This is a genomic window from Pelomicrobium sp. G1 (assembly GCF_051905455.1).
In the GTDB taxonomy this organism is placed as follows: Bacteria; Pseudomonadota; Gammaproteobacteria; order Burkholderiales; family UBA6910; genus Pelomicrobium.
The window spans coordinates 87776-104259 of sequence record NZ_JBQACR010000003.1 but is presented as its reverse complement, the minus strand read 5'-3'; the positions used below and the strand labels follow the sequence as shown (position 1 = coordinate 104259).

Genomic DNA, 16484 nt, shown 5'->3' with positions numbered 1-16484 from the left:
AACCCACGTTCTCAGCTTGGGAAGCTGATGTTCTACCATTGAACTACACCCGCCCAGGGCGGCCACAGTCTACCCCATTCCCTGCCGGATTTGAAATTCGCCCGCCCGGCGCTGAGAACGAGGCGCTCGCCGGTGGTAAAATAATGCTCTGAATTCGATACTTCGACGCTCCCACGCCATGATCGAGCTTACGGTGAACGGGGAACCCCGCCGGTTCGCCCCCGGCATTACGGTGGCCCAGCTCATCGACGAGCTGCAGCTCGCCGGTAAGCGCATCGCCCTGGAAAAAAACGGCGAGATCGTGCCCCGCAGCCGCTTCCAAGAGGAGCGTCTGCAGGAAGGCGACCGGCTGGAAATCGTGGTGGCGGTCGGCGGCGGTTGACCCGGGTCAAGGGCATCGGCCCGGGCTCATGTCATCGTTGAGTTCCTGTTTCTCCCCGTTCGGAGACGCGCCCATGGATCCACTGGTCATCGCAGGCACCGCCTATTCGTCCCGGCTCCTGGTGGGGACCGGCAAGTACAAGGACTTCGAGGAGACCCGCGCCGCCATCGAGGCGAGCGGCGCCCAGATCGTGACGGTAGCAATCCGCCGCACCAACATCGGCCAGAATCCCCACGAGCCGAGCCTCCTGGACTATCTGCCTCCCAGCAAGTACACCCTGCTGCCCAACACCGCCGGCTGCTACACCGCCGAGGACGCGGTGCGCACCCTGCGGCTGGCGCGGGAGCTGCTGGACGGCCACAAGCTGGTCAAGCTGGAAGTGCTGGGGGATCCCCACACCCTCTATCCCAACGTGGTGGAAACGCTCAAGGCGGCCGAGATCCTGGTGAAGGAAGGCTTCGACGTGATGGTGTACACCTCGGACGATCCCATCATCGCCCGGCAGTTGGAGGAGATCGGTTGCTGCGCCGTTATGCCCCTCGCCTCCTTGATCGGCTCCGGCATGGGCATCCTCAATCCCTGGAATCTCTCGATCATCATCGAGAACGCCAAGGTGCCGATCCTGGTGGATGCCGGCGTGGGTACAGCCTCGGACGCGGCCATCGCCATGGAGCTGGGCTGCGACGGGGTGCTCATGAACACGGCCATCGCCGCGGCGAAGAACCCGGTGCTGATGGCCGAGGCGATGAAGCTGGCGGTGGAAGCCGGCCGCGCGGCCTACTTGGCCGGGCGCATGCCCAAGAAGCTCTACTCGGCGACCCCCAGCTCCCCCACCACGGGGCTCATCTCCGGCGCCAAGCACAAGGCAGCCTGACGCCGAGGAGCTGGCAGCGCGGGACCGGCGCTGCACCCGCCCGCGGACTGTACGCCGGCATCGGACATCGACATGGACCGTTTCCCGGAACGCTCGATCCGCAGCTATGTCCTGCGCCAGGGCCGCATGACCCGAGCCCAGGCCCGGGCCCACGCGACCCTGTTGCCCAGGTACGGGGTGCCCTTCGCCCGGGCGCCCCTGGACCTCGTCGGCCTGTTCGGGCGCGCCGCGCCGAAGATCGTGGAAATCGGCTCCGGCATGGGGGAGACCACCGCGGCCATCGCCCAGGAAAATCCGGACAAGGACTACCTGGCGATCGAAGTGCACTCCCCCGGGGTGGGAAGCCTGCTCAACCGGATCGAGATCCTGGGGCTCGCCAACGTACGGGTGATCCAGCACGACGCGGTGGACGTACTGGAATGGATGCTTCCCCGGGGAAGCCTGGACGGGATACACATCTTCTTTCCCGATCCCTGGCCCAAGAAACGCCATCACAAGCGCCGCCTGATCCAGCCGCCCTTCGTAGCCTTGCTCGCGGAGCGCTTGAAGCCCGGCGGCTACCTCCACCTCGCCACCGACTGGCAGGACTACGCGGAGCACATCCTGGCGGTGCTTTCCGGGGAGCCGCGGCTCGCCAACGCGGCGGGAACGGGCTTCGCCCCGCGCCCGGCCTCCCGCCCCCCCACCAAGTTCGAAGAAAGGGGCCGGCGCCTGGGCCACGGCGTGTGGGACGTCCTGTTTCGACGGGTTTGACGGCCCGCGCTGAAAAAGGAGGAAGCGAGATGAACGCAGACGAGCTGCGGGCGCTGCAGGCGCCCCTCAAAGACAGGTATCGGGAAGCGCCCGAGGCTGCCCTGGTCACCCTGCGGGCGGAAGGGCGTATCGGCGAGGGCATCGCCTGCAAAGTGGAGACGGGCAAGCGCATGGTGGAGGCGGGGTTGCATCCGGCCACGGGGGGAGACGGCATGGCCGCCTGCTCGGGGGACATGCTGCTGGAAGCGCTGGTGGCCTGCGCCGGGGTGACCTTGAAGGCGGTGGCCACCGCCCTCGGGCTGGAGGTCCGGGGCGGCACGGTGACCGCCGAAGGGGATCTGGACTTCCGTGGCACCTTGGGCGTCGCCAAAGACGCCCCCGTGGGCTTTCGCGCCATCCGGCTCACTTTCGATCTGGACACCGACGCCTCGGACGAGCAGCTCGCCAAGCTCCTCAACCTGACCGAGCGCTACTGCGTGGTCTACCAGACCCTGCGCAACCCCCCGGCGACCCTGACCACCGTTTGCCGATCCTGACGCTGGGCGGTCATCTCAGCCCCTCCCACGCCCGCCCGACTATCGACGCATCAACGACTTAGCGGCAGGGGCGATTTTTGCTAGTCCTTCCGGCGGGAACGGTTCCCGTCACCAGGGAGGACGATCATGAAGCACACCCGAGTCATTCCATTGGCCCTTCTGGCCCTGCTCAGTTGCCCGGCCCTAGCGGAAGTGGACGGTGCGGCGGTGCTGGGCGGCGCCATCGGCGGCGGCGCCGGGGCCGCCGTGGGGTCCGCCGTGGGCGGGCGCACCGGCGCCATCGTGGGCGGCGCCGTGGGCGGGGCGGCAGGGGCGGCGATTGCCACCGACCGGCCCAAGGAGCGCACCGTGGTCCAGAAGGAGGTGATCGTGGAAAAGGAAGTGGTCTACGTAAAGCCCAAGCGCCACGACAACGGGCTGCATCTGGGTCATCGCAAGGGTAAGCATCGGGACGATTGAAGTACGGGCTCGGGCAGCGGTCTCGAAAGACCCCTGCCCGGTGAACGTCAGGGGGCGTAAAGGGGAGTAAAAGGCCGCGGCAACGCGGCCTCTTTTTTTACCCGCCGTCGCCGAAGACCGGCCCCTGCAGGGCCCACTTGGCGGCCAGGGTCTCCACCGCGTTCAGGAACTCCTCGGCCCGGGTGGGATGGTTGTAGAAGGCCCGGGCGAGGCTCGCAAGGGCGCGGGGATTGCGCAGCTCCCGGGCGATCACATGAATGAGCTCGTCCGCCTGGCGCCCCACCACCTCCGCGCCGAGGAGCGTCCCGCCATCCGCGTCCGCCACGAGCCGAACGAAACCCTCCGGCGCGTCCTGGGCCAGGGCCGCGGGATTCGCCTCAAAGGCGGCGAAGCCCACCGCCGGCTCCAGGTCCCGGGCCTCCGCCTCGTCCTCGTTGAGTCCCACCCGTCCCAATTCCAGGGCCGAGTAGACGAGCGTCGGCACCGCCTCCGCGTCCCGCCGCCGGGAGTCGGGCGCCAGGATATTGGCCACCGCCACGCTGGCCTCCGCCAGGGCGTGGTTGGAGGTCATGGCGGGGTTGGCCACGTCGCCGATGGCGAAGATATGGGGAACGCTCGTGCGCTGGGCCTCATCCACCACCACGAACCCGGCAGCGTCGGTCTTCACGCCCAGCGTCTCAAGCCCCAGCCCGGCGGTGCAAGGAATACGCCCGCTGCCGAGGAGCACCCAGTCGACCCGCTCCTCGGACCCGTCGGGAAGGATGAGCACCACGCCTTCCGCCGTGATCCGGGCCCCCCGCACCCGGGAGCGGGTGCGGGGGGCGACGCCGAAACCAACGAGGCGCTCCCGCAGCAGCTTCAAGGCCGGCCTGCTGAAGCCGGCGCGGGAGAGGGGCTCGGCATGGGTGAGCCACAGGACTTCGCAGCCCAGCATGGCGAGGATGAAGGCCATCTCGGTGCCCACCACACCGCTTCCCACTACCGCCACCCGCCGCCCTGGCGGCGGCGGGAAATCGAACAGGTCGTCGGTGGTGAGGATGCGGCCTTCGGTTCTGGGCAAGGTGTTGGGAACGAAGGGCACGGAGCCCGTGGCGAGGATCAGGTGGTCCGCGGTGAACGCTTCGCCGCCTACCGCCACGGTGTGGGCATCCCGCAGGCGGGCTTCTCCCGTGAACGCCCGGATGCCCAGGCGCTTCATGTAATTTACGTAGCTCTCCCGCACCTCCGCCACCACGCGGCGCTGGTGCTGCCAGGCCCCGGCGAGATCCGCCCGCAGCCGGCCTTCCACGCCTCGGTCCGCGAACCGGGCGCTTTCCGCCATCAGCATCGCCGTGTGATGCCAGGCCTTCTTGGGCACGCAGCCCCGATTGAGGCAGGTGCCGCCCCACTGCCCCTTCTCCACGATGGCGACGGTGAGCCCCCGCAGGGCGGCCAGCACCGCGGCCCGGTAGCCCCCGGGCCCCGAGCCGATCACCGCCAGGTCGAAATTCCCCATGCAGGCCTCAGGTGAGGAAGAGGGTCGCCAGTCCCAGGAAAATGAAGAACCCGCCGCTGTCGGTGATGGCGGTGATCATCACGCTGGAACCCGCGGCCGGGTCGGCCCCGAGCCGATAGCGGACGAGGGGGATCGTCACTCCCATTACCGCTGCGAGCAACAGGTTTAGGATCATGGCGGCCATCATCACCAGCCCCAGGGGCACGCTCTGGTAGATGGCGTAGGCGAACAGCCCCACCACCCCCCCCCAGACGACGCCGTTCACCAGGGCGACGGCGATCTCCTTGAGGAACAGCTTCCTGGCGTTCTCCCGGGTGATCTGCCCCAGGGCCAGGGCCCGCACGATCATGGTGATGGTCTGATTGCCTGAATTGCCCCCGATGCCGGCGACGATGGGCATGAGGGCCGCCAGGGCGGTCAATTGGGCGATGGTGCCTTCGAAGATGCCGATCACCCGGGAGGCGATGAAGGCGGTCACCAGGTTGATGGCGAGCCAGGCCCAGCGGTTCTTCACGCTCTTGATCACCGGGGCGAAGAGGTCCTCCTCCTCTTCCAGGCCCCCGAGCCCCAGGACCTCGGCTTCGGACTTCTCCCGGATGTAGTCCACCACCGCGTCCACCGTGATCCGTCCCACGATCTTGTTGTCGGCGGAGACCACCGGCGCGCTCACCAGGTCGTAGCGCTCGAAGGCGTTGGCCGCGTCCCGCGCCTTGTCCTCCGGCCGGAAGGTGACGATGTCCTGCTCCATCACCTCCTTGACCACGGTCTCCGGGTCGTGGAGCAGCAACCGCTGGATGGGCAGCACCCCCCTCAGGGTGCCGGTGCGGTCCACTACGAACAGCTTGTCGGTCTGATCGGGAAACTCGTCCAGCCGGCGCAGGTAGCGCAGCACCACCTCCAGGGTCACGTCCTCCCGCACGGTGATGATGTCGAAGTCCATGAGCGCCCCGACGCTGTCCTCGGGATAGGACAGGGCCGACTGCAGCCGCGCCCGCTCCTCGGCCGGCAGCGACAGCATCACCTCCTCGATCACCTGGGGCGGGAGGTCCGGGGCTAGGTCCGCCAGCTCGTCCGTGTCCAGGGTCTGGGCGGCGGCCCGCAGTTCCGCCTCATCCATGTTCTGGATGAGGCTCTCCCGCACCGCGTCCGAGACCTCCAGCAGGATCTCCCCGTCGCGCTCGGCCTTGACCAGGTCCCACACCAGCAGGCGCTGCTCCAGGGGCAGCACCTCCAGCAGCCGGGCCACGTCGGCGGGGTGCATGGCATCCAGCTTCTTCTGCAGCTCCGTCAGGTGCTGCTTGTGCACGAGCTGCTCCACCATCTCGTGGCGCGGCATCTCCTGGCGATGGACCATGTTCTCCACCAGCTCGTGCTTGTGGAGCAGGTCGATCACCTCCTGGAGGTCGCTTTGGGGCGCCTCCGACGCGCGCCTGGTTTCCTCGACTTCGCTCATGGGCTTCAAAGAGAATGCTGGAATTCTAGGCGATAAACGCAGGGGCGGTCGAACGGCTGACGCGAAGGTCGCGCCAGCCACCAAGAAAACACGCGAGGCGTCTAGGGGGCCTGAACCGCGGGCATGCGAGCGAGGATGATCTCGGTCTTGCGCTCGAGCCAGCGGGTATTGCGGCGGCGGTCGTAGTAGCGGGGGTTGGGCACCATGGCGGCGAGCCGCGCTGCCTGCCACTCGCTCAAGGCCGCGGCGGACGTGCCGAAGTAGTGGCGCGCGGCGGCCTCAGCGCCGAACACCCCGTTGCCCCACTCGATCACGTTGAGATAGATCTCCAGGATGCGGCGCTTGCTCATCACCGCCTCCAGCATGACGGTGATGAGGGCTTCCTGCGCCTTGCGCCAGGGGGTGCGCTCCGGCGACAGGAAAAGGTTCTTCGCGAGCTGCTGGCTGATGGTGGAAGCCCCCACCACGATGCGTCCCTCCCTCAGATTCTTCTCGTAGGCCTTCTGAATCGCCTCGAAGTCGAAGCCTTCGTGCTCCAGGAACCGGGCGTCCTCCGCCGCCACGATGGCCCGCTTGAGATGGGGCGAGATCCGCCCGTAGGGGACCCACCGGTGCTTGAGCTGGGCGTTGGGATGCTCCCGGCGCAGCTCCGCAAGCCGCCGCTCCATGAAAGCGGTGCTCTGCGGATTGAAGGTGTTCCAATAGAGGACGTGGCCGAAGATCCAGAGCTGGTAGCCGATGAAGGCCACCAGGGCGAGCAACGCCACGCGCAGAATGAAGCGGCCGAGCCCCTTCATGGCGAATGCCCCGGCCCCCTCAATCCAGGGGCGGCAGCTCCCGCGCGAGCCGCTCGATCACCGGCCGGGTCGCCGGCCGCACTCCCCGCCATACCAGGAAGGATTCGGCCGCCTGCTCCACCAGCATCCCCAACCCGTCGGCGATGCGCCCCGCCCCCCGCGCCCGGGCGAAGCGCAGGAACGGGGTCGTCCCCCGGCCATAGACCAGGTCGTAGGCCAGGGATCCGGGGGCGAAGGTCCCGGAAGGAAGGGGCGGAAGCTCCCCCGCGAGGGAGACGGAGGTGCCATTGACGACCAGGTCGAAGGCCTGGCCCGCAAGCGCGGCGTAGCCCCGGGCCGTCACGTCCTGATACCCTGCCGCCCGGGCGATCGCCGCCAGCTCCTCCGCCCGGGATACGGAGCGGTTGGCGATCGTGAGGCGTGCTACGCCCCGGGCGAGGAGCGGAAGCAGCACCCCCCGGGCGGCGCCCCCTGCCCCCATGAGGAGTACTCGGCGCCCCGCCAGGGGAAAATCCAGGTTTTGCTCCAGGTCCCGCACCAGGCCCGCCCCGTCGGTGTTGTCCCCCAGGATGCGCCCATTCTCGAAGGTGAGAGTGTTGACCGCTCCCGCCTGCTCCGCCCGGGGCGTGCGGGCGTCGGATAGGGCGAACGCCTCCTGCTTGAAGGGTACCGTCACGTTCATGCCCCGGCCGCCAGCATCGCGGAAGGCGCGCACCGCCTGGGCGAAGCCGTCCAGGGGCGCCAGGATCGCTTCGTAGGTCAGATCCTGCCCCGTCTGGCGGGCGAACTCGGCGTGGATCCAAGGCGAGCGGCTGTGGGCGATGGGGTTACCGATGACGGCGTAGCGGTCGGGCATTTCAGGAATCGGAGATCAATATCAAAAACGAACCGCCGCCCGCAGCGAAACGCACCGGATCAAGAGGCCTACCCCGCCGTAGGGTGCGTTGAGCGCCGCGAAACGCACCGCCAACCGGCGCAGGAGCAAGAACGCTCCCCAGCGGTGCCCTAAAGCGCACCCTACAGAACGCCGCCGTCTCCCAAAGGGCGCGCAGAGCGCAAGCGAAACGCATCGACAGGGAGCGAAAGGCTTCAGCACCATCGATCCCGGGTCCTCCTGCGATGCCTTCATTCCGCGATCAACTGATCCGAGCGGGTGAAGATCCAGGTGCGGGAGATCACCAGGATGTCCGTGTCCTTGCGGATGTTCTCGGGGAACGGCGCGAAGGGGGCCGCTAGCTTCACGATGCGCAGCGCCGCCTCGTCCAGCACCTTGTGCCCCGAAGAGCGGTTGATCTCCACCTTCTCCACCTCCCCGTCGGACTTGATGGACACGGTCACCACCAGGTTGCCGAAGATCTTGTTGCGCCGGGCTTCGTCCGGGTAGTTGAGGTTGCCCACCCGCTCGATCTTCATGCGCCAGTCTTCCACGTAGCGGGCGAAGCGGTATTCGGTGGCCCGGGCGCCGATGAACTTGCGCCGGGGACGCTTCTGGTAGCTCTCCCAGTCCTTTTCGATCTGGGCCTGAAGGCGCGCGAGCTGCATGCTCCGGGCCATCAGCTCGGAAGCATCGGGAAGCTCGGGCTGGGGCGGCTCCTCCACCTTTTCGCTCTCTTTCGGTTCCGCAGGCGGGGGGGCCGGCGGCGCCTGCTCCTTCACCTGGGCCATCAAGCGCCTGGCCTTCTGCTCCAGCTCCTGGACCCGGCGCGCCGCTTGGGCGAGCTCCATCGAGGGCGTGTCTTTCTGTTTCGCCGGAAGGGGGCTCTTGGCCCGGCGCGGGGCGTCGGTGTTGCCGCCCCCGTCCAGGTTCGCCTGGGCGTAGGCCTCCACCTTGGCCGGCGCCTCCCGGGTGCGGGCGTTCACCAGGATCACCTCGATGGGAGGGGCGGTGTTCACCACCCTGGAGGGATCGGGGAGCTTGAAGCCCACGCCGAAGGCGACGAAGCCGTGCAGCGCCACCGAGAACCCCAGGGCGACGGCCATGCGGGTGGACGGATCGAAAGCGTGGCCCCGGGGCCATCCGCCCGCCCCGAAGAGCTTTCGTGCTGCCATCACGCTGGCCAAACGTCCTCGAAGAATCGGTTTCGGAAGAATGTGCTACAAAAGAAAGCTGCGCCGATTGTAGAGCTTTCGTTCGAGTGAGTCACGCCGGCGCGGGAAGCGCTTTCGCCGGGCCCCTTCTCCTCGGGCAGACGGATTCCCCTCTACTGTCCGGAGTTCACCGTTCGTCAACAATTCACTACCCGTTTCTGCTCCTTCCGCTTCAAGGAGGAGGCCGGCTGCACTTGTACTCCTCCCCCTTCAAGGGGGGGTTGGGAAGGGGATGGGGTGCGCGCAGTCACCGGTCCGTAGAGCGCAGCCTGCCCGCGCCGCACGGGTCGCTGGTGCGCCAAGGCGCACTCTACACGCTGAGGGAGCAGACCGGCACGAATTTTCCGACCCTTGCCCACCGCTGCCCTCAGGCCCGAAGCGCCTCCGCCTCCACGCCCGCGAAGCGGGCCTGCACCGTGAGCTCCCACAGGTCTATTTCCCCCACCTCGATCCGCACCCGGGTGCCGGGTTTAAGCTCCGGAAGGGAAGGCACCCGCAGATAGAGGGGGATGCGGTCCACCTTCACCACCCCCTCCCGCTGTACCTCGGCGCCGGTCGCCCGAACCCCCTCCTGCAGGAGCCAGCGCAGGCACCAATAGCGCTCCATGGTGCGCTGGAACTCGCCATAGGCGTCGTAGGTCACCTCGAAGTCGCGCATGGCGGCCAAGAGCTCTTCGTCTCCCTGGGCGTAAGGCGGCGCCTCCCCCGAAATGAGCGCGATCAACTGGCGCTGGTTCATGAGGTCCACATAGCGCCGCAAGGGCGAGGAAGACCAGGCGTACTGCTCCACCCCCAACCCCTGGTGGGGCGAAGGCACCGTGGTCATGCGCACGCCGGAAGCGCCCTGGGCCCGGTAGATGGCGGCGAAGCCTGCCTCGGCGAGCTGCCGGCCCCAGGCCTGGTTCACCTGGATCATGAGCTCCGCCACCACCTTGTCGATGGGGGAACCCCGGCGCCGCTCGGTGATGGTGATCCGGTCGTCCACCACGTAGAAGTTGTAGTCCACCCGCGCCTGCTCGCTCTCCCCGTTTTTGCCGCGGGCCGCCTGGAGCCGGTTCGCGAGCGCCCAGAGGAGCGCCAACTCCTCGGCGAAGGGATAATCGCGCCGCCCCTGGGCCAAGCTCGTCTCGTTAAACTGCGCCTCCAGCGCGTCGTGGCGCAGGTTGGCGGCGATGCGCACCCGCTCGAGGCGGCTGTCGATGGCGCGCACCTCCAGCTCGGGGCTCAAGTCCAGGTACATGCTGAGGGCCGGCCGGTCCCCATCCTCGCTCAAGCTATGGCGCTCGATCAGCGCGTCGGGAAGCATGGTGATTTTGGCCCCGGGCATATACACCGTGGACAGCCGCCGCCGCGCCTCCTGGTCCAGGGCCGAGCCCCGGGTCACGGACAGGGCGGGCGCGGCGATGTGGATGCCCACCCGCACGGCTCCGCCGGGAAGGCGGGTGACCGAGAACGCGTCGTCGATCTCGGTGGTGGTCACATCGTCGATGGAGAAGGCTCGCGCTTCGGCCAGGGGCAGCTCAGGGAGCGCCCCGGGCTCGAGGCCCGGATCGAATCCCGTCCCCTGAGGGAAGTACTGATACAGGAAGCGCTGCAGGTGATAGTCGTGGCTGGAGGCGAGCGCCCCGCAGCGCTCGAAGAGCCGCGCGGGGGAGAGCTTCAACTCGCTGCAGGCCGCTTCCAGCGCCTTGTACTCGAGGGACTGCTTGTCCGGGTCGTACAGGAGCCGCGCGACCTGGGGCCGGAACGCCTCGGGAAGCTCGAAGCGCTTGAGCGCCTCCACGTACTGGGCCTGTCGCTCCGCCTGCTGGCGCTTGCGCTCCAGACTCGCCAGCGCCGCCTTCAGGTTCTCCGGCGGCGCCGCCTGGAAGCGGCCCTTGCCCCGACGGTAAAAGTACATGGGCGCGGCGCACAGCCGCAGGAGCACGGCGGCGGCCTCCACCGGGGACGGCGGATGGCCGAAATACTCCCGGGCGAGGTCTTCGAACCCGAACTCTTCGCTCCCGCAGCACTGCCAGAGAAAGTCCGGGTCCATGGTGTCGGCGAGGGTCTTGGCCTGCTCCAGCAGCGCCAGGGGTGCGGGCTCGGCGAAGCGCAGCAGGACGTTCCCCGCCTTCACCTTGGTGCGCTTGCCGTGGGGCGACTCCACGTGGAGCGAGGTCACATTGTCGGCGAGCACGGCGCCGGCTTTGAGGGTGCCGCTTTCTTCGTACAGGACGTTCATCGGACGGATCGGGGCCGCGCAATGCGGCACTTCGGGAGGAAGCCCGCGCCGGCGGACGGGGCGCAAGCCGGATCAGTGGGGGCGCATTATACCGGAGGCGGGGCTGGGCGGGCACGATGGCGCGTCTCGCACTTCAACCTACGCCACCGAAACCCTCGCAACGCGGCCCTCTTTCCCGGCGCCATAGATGGGGCGAGGACCGACACCGCGTCCGCCCCCTGCGCCGGCCGTTCCGGCGCGAGCCGGACTTCGGCGTAACCAGCGTGAACGACGACTTCGCGGAGCTACTGGCTCGAGCGGAGGAGCCTTGCCGACCCCAGCCGGACGAGGGTTGGCCGGTCAGACAATACCGTTAGAGTATGATTATCATACGCCCATGGAATCGAGCCCGCACGCCACCGTGCTCCCCCGCGCCGCTTCCCGCGCGCTCGAGGCGGCTTTTCGCGTCATGCCCGTCGTGGTGCTGCTGGGCGCGCGGCAGACCGGCAAGACCACGCTCGTTCGCACGCACCCCGAGCTCTCCGCTCGACCGTACTTCACGCTCGATGACCTGGACCTGCGGCTTCAGGCCGAGGCCGATCCCGAAGCGCTGGTATCGCGCGCCTCCACGCTCGTACTCGATGAGGTGCAGCGCGCAAGAGACCTGCTCATCGCCGTTAAGCGCGCCGTGGATCGCGACCGGCCCCGTCGCCCGGGACGCTTTGTGCTGATGGGATCGGCGAACTTGCTCATGCTGCGGCAGATCGGCGAGACGCTGGCCGGGCGCGCCGCCTATGTGACGCTTTGGCCCCTGACGGTGAGCGAGCTGGCCGGCGCCGGAAGGACCGGTGTGTGGAGCGAACTCCTCGCCGTTCGCGCGGCAAAGTGGCGCGACGTGCTGGAGGGCGCAAGACGCGCCCCCGCCGACTGGCGGGAGGCCGTGCGCCGCGGCGGTTTCCCCGTTCCCGCGCACGAGCTGTCCACCGCCGACGAGCGGGCCATCTGGTTCTCCGGCTACCTCCAGACCTATCTCGAGCGCGATCTGCCCGAACTGCGCGCGGTAGAGAACCTGGCGGAGTTCCGCCGTCTGGCGCAAGCCGCCTGTCTGCGCCTGGGCTCGCTGCTCAACCAGGCCGAGCTCGGCCGCGATGTGGGCATCAGCCAGCCACAGGTGCATCGCTTCCTGAATGTGCTCGAGGCGAGCTATCTCGCCTTCCGCCTGCCCGCCTTTGCCATCAACCGCACCAAACGGTTGATCAAAACCCCCAAGCTCTACTGGTGCGACACCGCATTCGCCCTGCACTTGAGCGGCGAAGCCGAGCCCCGCGGGGCGCATCTGGAAAACCTGGTGCTGCTCGACCTCATCGCCTGGCGGGCACTCACGACGCCGCGGCCCGAAGTGCTCTACTGGCGCACCGCCGAGGGCACCGAGGTGGACTTCGTGATCGAGACGAGCCGTCGGCTCCTGCCCGTCGAGGTCAAGGCCGCCGCGCGCGTGCTGCCTGCCGATGCCAAAGGTCTGGAAACCTTCCTCGAGGAATACGCCGACCGCGCCGATGGCGGTCTTTTGCTCTACGGCGGCGAGGACATCTTCCCCCTCACGCGCCGCGTGCTCGCGGCGCCATGGTGGAGGGTGTTGTGAAGAAGACACTTCCGACGTCACGCAGTCGCAGACGCCCGCCGCAAGGGCGCGGCAGCGCATGCCTTCCTCGAGCGGCACCGGCTCATGAGCCAGGGCATCGGCGACCTCGACGCCCACCTGATCGCCGCCACCGCGTTAGCCGGCTCCGTCCGGGGGGTGGGCCCGGGACCCGCAACGCGCCGCCGCGGCCCAGGCGCTGAAGCCCTCCCACTGTGAATAAGCCTCGCCCGCGCCCGCTATACCCTCCCCGGTTCGGGGCACCGAGAAGTTCAACCCTATCCCGATGGGATGCCTCTTGCCAGAGGAGGAAGGAATGCGTTTAATCCACCCCTGTCCCAGGCAACCGGAGCATGGGGCCGGTGCCCGGACTCGGCTCGGAAACCCCTAGCAGCTCCCAGACCCAGAAGACCCACAAGGAACGGGATGACAAGATCGAAGAACGAAGCGAAAACGGCAAAGAACAACGGCGCCATTGTGGGCTACGAGGCCGAACTGTGGCGCATGGCCGATGCGCTGCGCGGCTCGATGGACGCCGCCGAGTACAAGCACGTCGTCCTCGGCCTCATCTTCCTCAAGTACATCTCGGATGCCTTCGAGGAGCACCACGCCAAGCTCGAAGCGCAGCGCGACCAGAACGCGGACCCCGAAGACCCGGACGAGTACCGCGGGGACAACGTCTTCTGGGTGCCGCCTGAGGCCCGATGGGAGTATCTCCATTCGCAGGCGAAGCAGCCGACCATCGGCCAGCTCGTGGACGACGCGATGGCCGCGATCGAGCGCGAAACGAAGTTTCGGCGCAGGCTGACGTGAGCGCAGCGCACGTCAAGCCGCGAAGCGGCGGCCGCAGCCACAACCCGGCGCTGAAGGGCGTGCTGCCGAAGGAGTACGCCCGCCCGGCGCTCGACAAGACGCGCCTCGGCCAGCTCATCGACCTGATCAGCGACATCAAGGTCGGCGACGAGGCGAACCGCGCCAAGGACGTGCTCGGCCGCGTCTACGAGTACTTCCTCTCGCAGTTCGCGAGCGCCGAGGGGAAGAATGGCGGCGAGTTCTACACCCCGCGTTGTGTGGTCAAGCTCCTGGTCGAGATGCTCGAGCCCTACCGCGGCCGCGTGTACGACCCCTGCTGTGGATCGGGCGGCATGTTCGTGCAGTCGGTGGAGTTCATCCGCCTGTCTGCGTGCGCACACGCACAGGCAGGCGCGCACGCGAACGGCAACGGCAACGGCGGCAAGGCCAAGGCCGACCTGCCTGCGCCGCAAAGCGTGGCGGCGCGGCAGGCAGGCATCTCGATCTACGGCCAGGAGTCGAACTACACGACCTGGCGGCTGGCCAAGATGAACTTCGCCATCCGCGGCATCGAGGGCCAGATCGCCCACGGCGACACCTTCCACAACGACCGCTTCCCCGACCTCAAGGCCGACTTCATCCTCGCCAACCCGCCGTTCAACGTCTCCGACTGGGGCGGCGAGCGCCTGCGCGACGACAAGCGCTGGAAGGACAGTTCGTCGCCCACTGCAGACCGGAGCACCTGCCCATGAACCACAGCGAGATCGTCAGCTTCCTCTGGGGTGTCGCGGACCTCATCCGCGACACCTTCAAGCGCGGCAAGTACCAGGACGTGATCCTGCCGCTCACGGTGCTCCGCCGCCTGGACTGCGTGCTCGCCGACACGAAGGACGCCGTCCTCAAGCGTCAGGCAGAGCTTAAAGGCAAGGGGCTCAAGGATCTCGATGCGCAGCTCCGGCGCGCATCGGGCTTCGCCTTCTACAACACCTCGCGCTACGACTTCGAGAAGCTGCTCGCCGACGCGCCGCACCTCGCCGCCAACCTGCGGAACTACATCGCCGGCTTCAGCCCCAACATGCGCGAGGTGCTCGAGAAGTTCGACTTCGACAACACGATCAGCAAGCTCGATGAAGCGGGCCTTCTCTTCCAGGTGCTCGAGCGCTTCAAGGAGGTCGACCTTCACCCGGACAGGATCGACAACCCGACGATGGGCACGATCTTCGAGGAGCTGATCCGGAAGTTCAACGAGGCGCTGAACGAGAATCCCGGCGAGCACTTCACGCCGCGCGACGTCGTGCACCTGATGGTGGACCTGATGCTGGCTGGCGACGCCGAGCGCATCCGCCGCAAGGGCATCGTCTGCACCGTGTACGACCCCTGCTGCGGCTCCGGCGGCATGTTGATGATCACCAAGGAACACGTCACCGTCGGCCTTCGCAAGAACGGTGATCTGCTCCGGCCGCCGATCAACCCGCACGCGGAGATCCATCTCTTCGGCCAGGAGGTCAACCCGGAGACCTGGGCCGTCTCGAAGTCCGATCTCTTCATGAAGGATCCGACGGGACGCGATGCGGACAACATCGCCTACGGCAGCGTGCTCTCCAACGACAAGCACGCGGGGCGGAGCTTCGACTACATGATCGCGAACCCGCCCTACGGCAAGGACTGGAAGCGCGACGAGGACGCCGTGCGCGCCGAGCACGAGCGCGGCGCTTCGGGCCGCTTCGCCCCGGGCCTGCCGCGGATCAGCGACGGGCAGCTCCTGTTCCTGCTGCACATGCTCGCGCACATGAAGGACCCGAAGGAAGGCGGGTCGCGCATCGCCATCATCACGAACGGCTCGCCGCTCTTCACCGGTGACGCCGGCAGCGGCGAGAGTGAAATCCGGCGATTCATCCTGGAGCATGACCTGCTCGAAGCGCTGATCGCGCTGCCCGAGCAGCTCTTCTACAACACCGGGATCGCGACCTATGTGTGGGTCGTCACCAATCGCAAGGCGGCGGCTCGCAAGGGAAAGGTCCAGCTCATCGACGCGAGCGGCTTCTGGGTGCCGATGCGCAAGAGCCTCGGCGACAAGCGCCGCGAGATCCCGCCGGAGCGTGCGCAGGACATCCTGAAGATCCTCGCCGACTTCCGCGACGGCGACATGCGCCGGATCGTGAAGGACGGGAAGGAAGAAGAGGTGGTCGTGAGCCGCATCTTCCCGACCACGCACTTCGGCTTCCGCAAGATCACGGTCGAGCGGCCGCTGAAGCTCAACTTCCAGGCGACGCCGGAGCGGATCGCACGACTCGACGACGAGAAGGCATTTCAAAATCTCGCCACATCGAAGAAGAAGGGCGCTGCCGGCGAGAAGGAACGCGCCGAGGGATTGAAGCTGCAGGACGCCATTCGCGCCCTCCTGCGCGGTCTGCCCGATACGCTCTACAAGCATCGGGAGGAGTTCGAGCGCGTGCTCCGCGAGGCGGCCCGCAAGGCCGGTCTCAAGCTTACGGCGCCCGCCGAAAAGGCGATCCTGTCGGCGCTCTCCGAGCGCGACGAGACCGCCGCGATCTGCCGCGACAAGGACGGCAATCCCGAGCCCGATCCCGAGCTGCGTGACACCGAGAGCGTGCCGCTGCCCGAAGGCGACGATCCCGCCGACGCGGCGGGCGTTCCGGCCAGCGTCCGAGCCTTCTTCGACCGCGAAGTCCGGCCGCACGTACCGGATGCCTGGATCGACACCGGGAAGCGCGACCCGCGGGACGGTCGCGTCGGCGTCGTCGGCTACGAGATCAACTTCAACCGCTACTTCTACCGCTACACGCCGCCTCGCCCCGTCGAGGAGATCGAGGCCGACATCCGCGCCATCGAGGCGGACATCGTGCGGATGCTGGCGGAGGTGACGGGAGGCGGTGCCGACCGGTAGGGCGCAAAGCGTCGGCACGTACGCGTGGGTGCCGACATTCGCGCGAAGCGGCGGCCGAGAGGAGGACCGTGGCGAAACGTTGACATTTGTGTATAATTGTCTACA

At 67.7% G+C, this 16484-nt stretch carries 13 protein-coding genes and 1 pseudogene; 8 read left to right on the top strand and 6 right to left on the bottom strand.

Features of this window, described 5'->3' with window-relative positions:
- Nucleotides 1-178: 178 nt before the first annotated feature.
- The 5 genes from thiS to ACTFO6_RS04155 all read left to right on the top strand — a co-directional run bounded on the left by thiS (nucleotide 179) and on the right by ACTFO6_RS04155 (nucleotide 3004).
- A complete protein-coding gene (gene thiS, locus ACTFO6_RS04175) occupies nucleotides 179-382 on the top strand; it encodes a sulfur carrier protein ThiS (RefSeq protein ID WP_439933188.1) in 204 nt (67 codons plus the stop codon).
- Between the two features lie 73 nt (nucleotides 383-455).
- A complete protein-coding gene (locus ACTFO6_RS04170; protein ID WP_439933187.1) occupies nucleotides 456-1256 on the top strand; it encodes a thiazole synthase in 801 nt (266 codons plus the stop codon).
- A 72-nt stretch (nucleotides 1257-1328) separates the two neighbouring features.
- A complete protein-coding gene (gene trmB, locus ACTFO6_RS04165; protein WP_439933186.1) occupies nucleotides 1329-2009 on the top strand; it encodes a tRNA (guanosine(46)-N7)-methyltransferase TrmB in 681 nt (226 codons plus the stop codon).
- A 29-nt stretch (nucleotides 2010-2038) separates the two neighbouring features.
- Complete coding sequence (locus ACTFO6_RS04160) at nucleotides 2039-2545, top strand: OsmC family protein (RefSeq protein ID WP_439933185.1); 507 nt, start codon at nucleotides 2039-2041, stop codon at nucleotides 2543-2545.
- 126 nt (nucleotides 2546-2671) lie between these two features.
- Nucleotides 2672-3004: a hypothetical protein gene (locus tag ACTFO6_RS04155; RefSeq protein ID WP_439933184.1), complete on the top strand. Its 333-nt coding sequence runs from the start codon at nucleotides 2672-2674 to the stop codon at nucleotides 3002-3004.
- Between the two features lie 97 nt (nucleotides 3005-3101).
- Here ACTFO6_RS04155 and ACTFO6_RS04150 read toward each other — a convergent pair whose 3' ends face one another.
- The 6 genes from ACTFO6_RS04150 to ACTFO6_RS04125 all read right to left on the bottom strand — a co-directional run bounded on the left by ACTFO6_RS04150 (nucleotide 3102) and on the right by ACTFO6_RS04125 (nucleotide 11061).
- On the bottom strand, nucleotides 3102-4499 hold the full coding sequence (locus tag ACTFO6_RS04150; RefSeq protein WP_439933183.1) for a dihydrolipoyl dehydrogenase family protein: 1398 nt from the start codon (nucleotides 4497-4499) through the stop codon (nucleotides 3102-3104).
- A gap of 7 nt (nucleotides 4500-4506) precedes the next feature.
- A complete protein-coding gene (gene mgtE / locus ACTFO6_RS04145; protein ID WP_439933182.1) occupies nucleotides 4507-5952 on the bottom strand; it encodes a magnesium transporter in 1446 nt (481 codons plus the stop codon).
- Between the two features lie 101 nt (nucleotides 5953-6053).
- Entirely contained in the window at nucleotides 6054-6749 is a 696-nt protein-coding gene (gene mtgA / locus ACTFO6_RS04140) for a monofunctional biosynthetic peptidoglycan transglycosylase (protein WP_439933181.1), read from the bottom strand.
- Nucleotides 6750-6768: 19 nt separating this feature from the next.
- Nucleotides 6769-7605, bottom strand: coding sequence for a shikimate dehydrogenase (gene aroE, locus ACTFO6_RS04135; RefSeq protein WP_439933180.1), 837 nt, complete (start codon nucleotides 7603-7605; stop codon nucleotides 6769-6771).
- Between the two features lie 269 nt (nucleotides 7606-7874).
- Nucleotides 7875-8798, bottom strand: a complete 924-nt coding sequence (locus ACTFO6_RS04130) for an energy transducer TonB (RefSeq protein WP_439933179.1) — start codon at nucleotides 8796-8798, stop codon at nucleotides 7875-7877.
- Nucleotides 8799-9204: 406 nt separating this feature from the next.
- Nucleotides 9205-11061 carry an RNB domain-containing ribonuclease gene (locus ACTFO6_RS04125; protein WP_439933178.1) on the bottom strand — a complete coding sequence of 619 codons (1857 nt, stop codon included), beginning with the start codon at nucleotides 11059-11061 and terminating at the stop codon, nucleotides 9205-9207.
- Between the two features lie 376 nt (nucleotides 11062-11437).
- On the opposite strand from ACTFO6_RS04125, the gene ACTFO6_RS04120 reads away from it, so the two are divergent.
- The 3 genes and pseudogenes from ACTFO6_RS04120 (at nucleotide 11438) to ACTFO6_RS04110 (ending at nucleotide 16379) form a co-directional block, all read left to right on the top strand.
- A complete protein-coding gene (locus ACTFO6_RS04120; protein ID WP_439933177.1) occupies nucleotides 11438-12682 on the top strand; it encodes an ATP-binding protein in 1245 nt (414 codons plus the stop codon).
- A 423-nt stretch (nucleotides 12683-13105) separates the two neighbouring features.
- Nucleotides 13106-14205: pseudogene (locus ACTFO6_RS04115) on the top strand (type I restriction-modification system subunit M); the annotation flags it as partial.
- A gap of 14 nt (nucleotides 14206-14219) precedes the next feature.
- Nucleotides 14220-16379, top strand: a complete 2160-nt coding sequence (locus tag ACTFO6_RS04110; RefSeq protein WP_439933176.1) for a type I restriction-modification system subunit M — start codon at nucleotides 14220-14222, stop codon at nucleotides 16377-16379.
- Nucleotides 16380-16484: the final 105 nt, after the last annotated feature.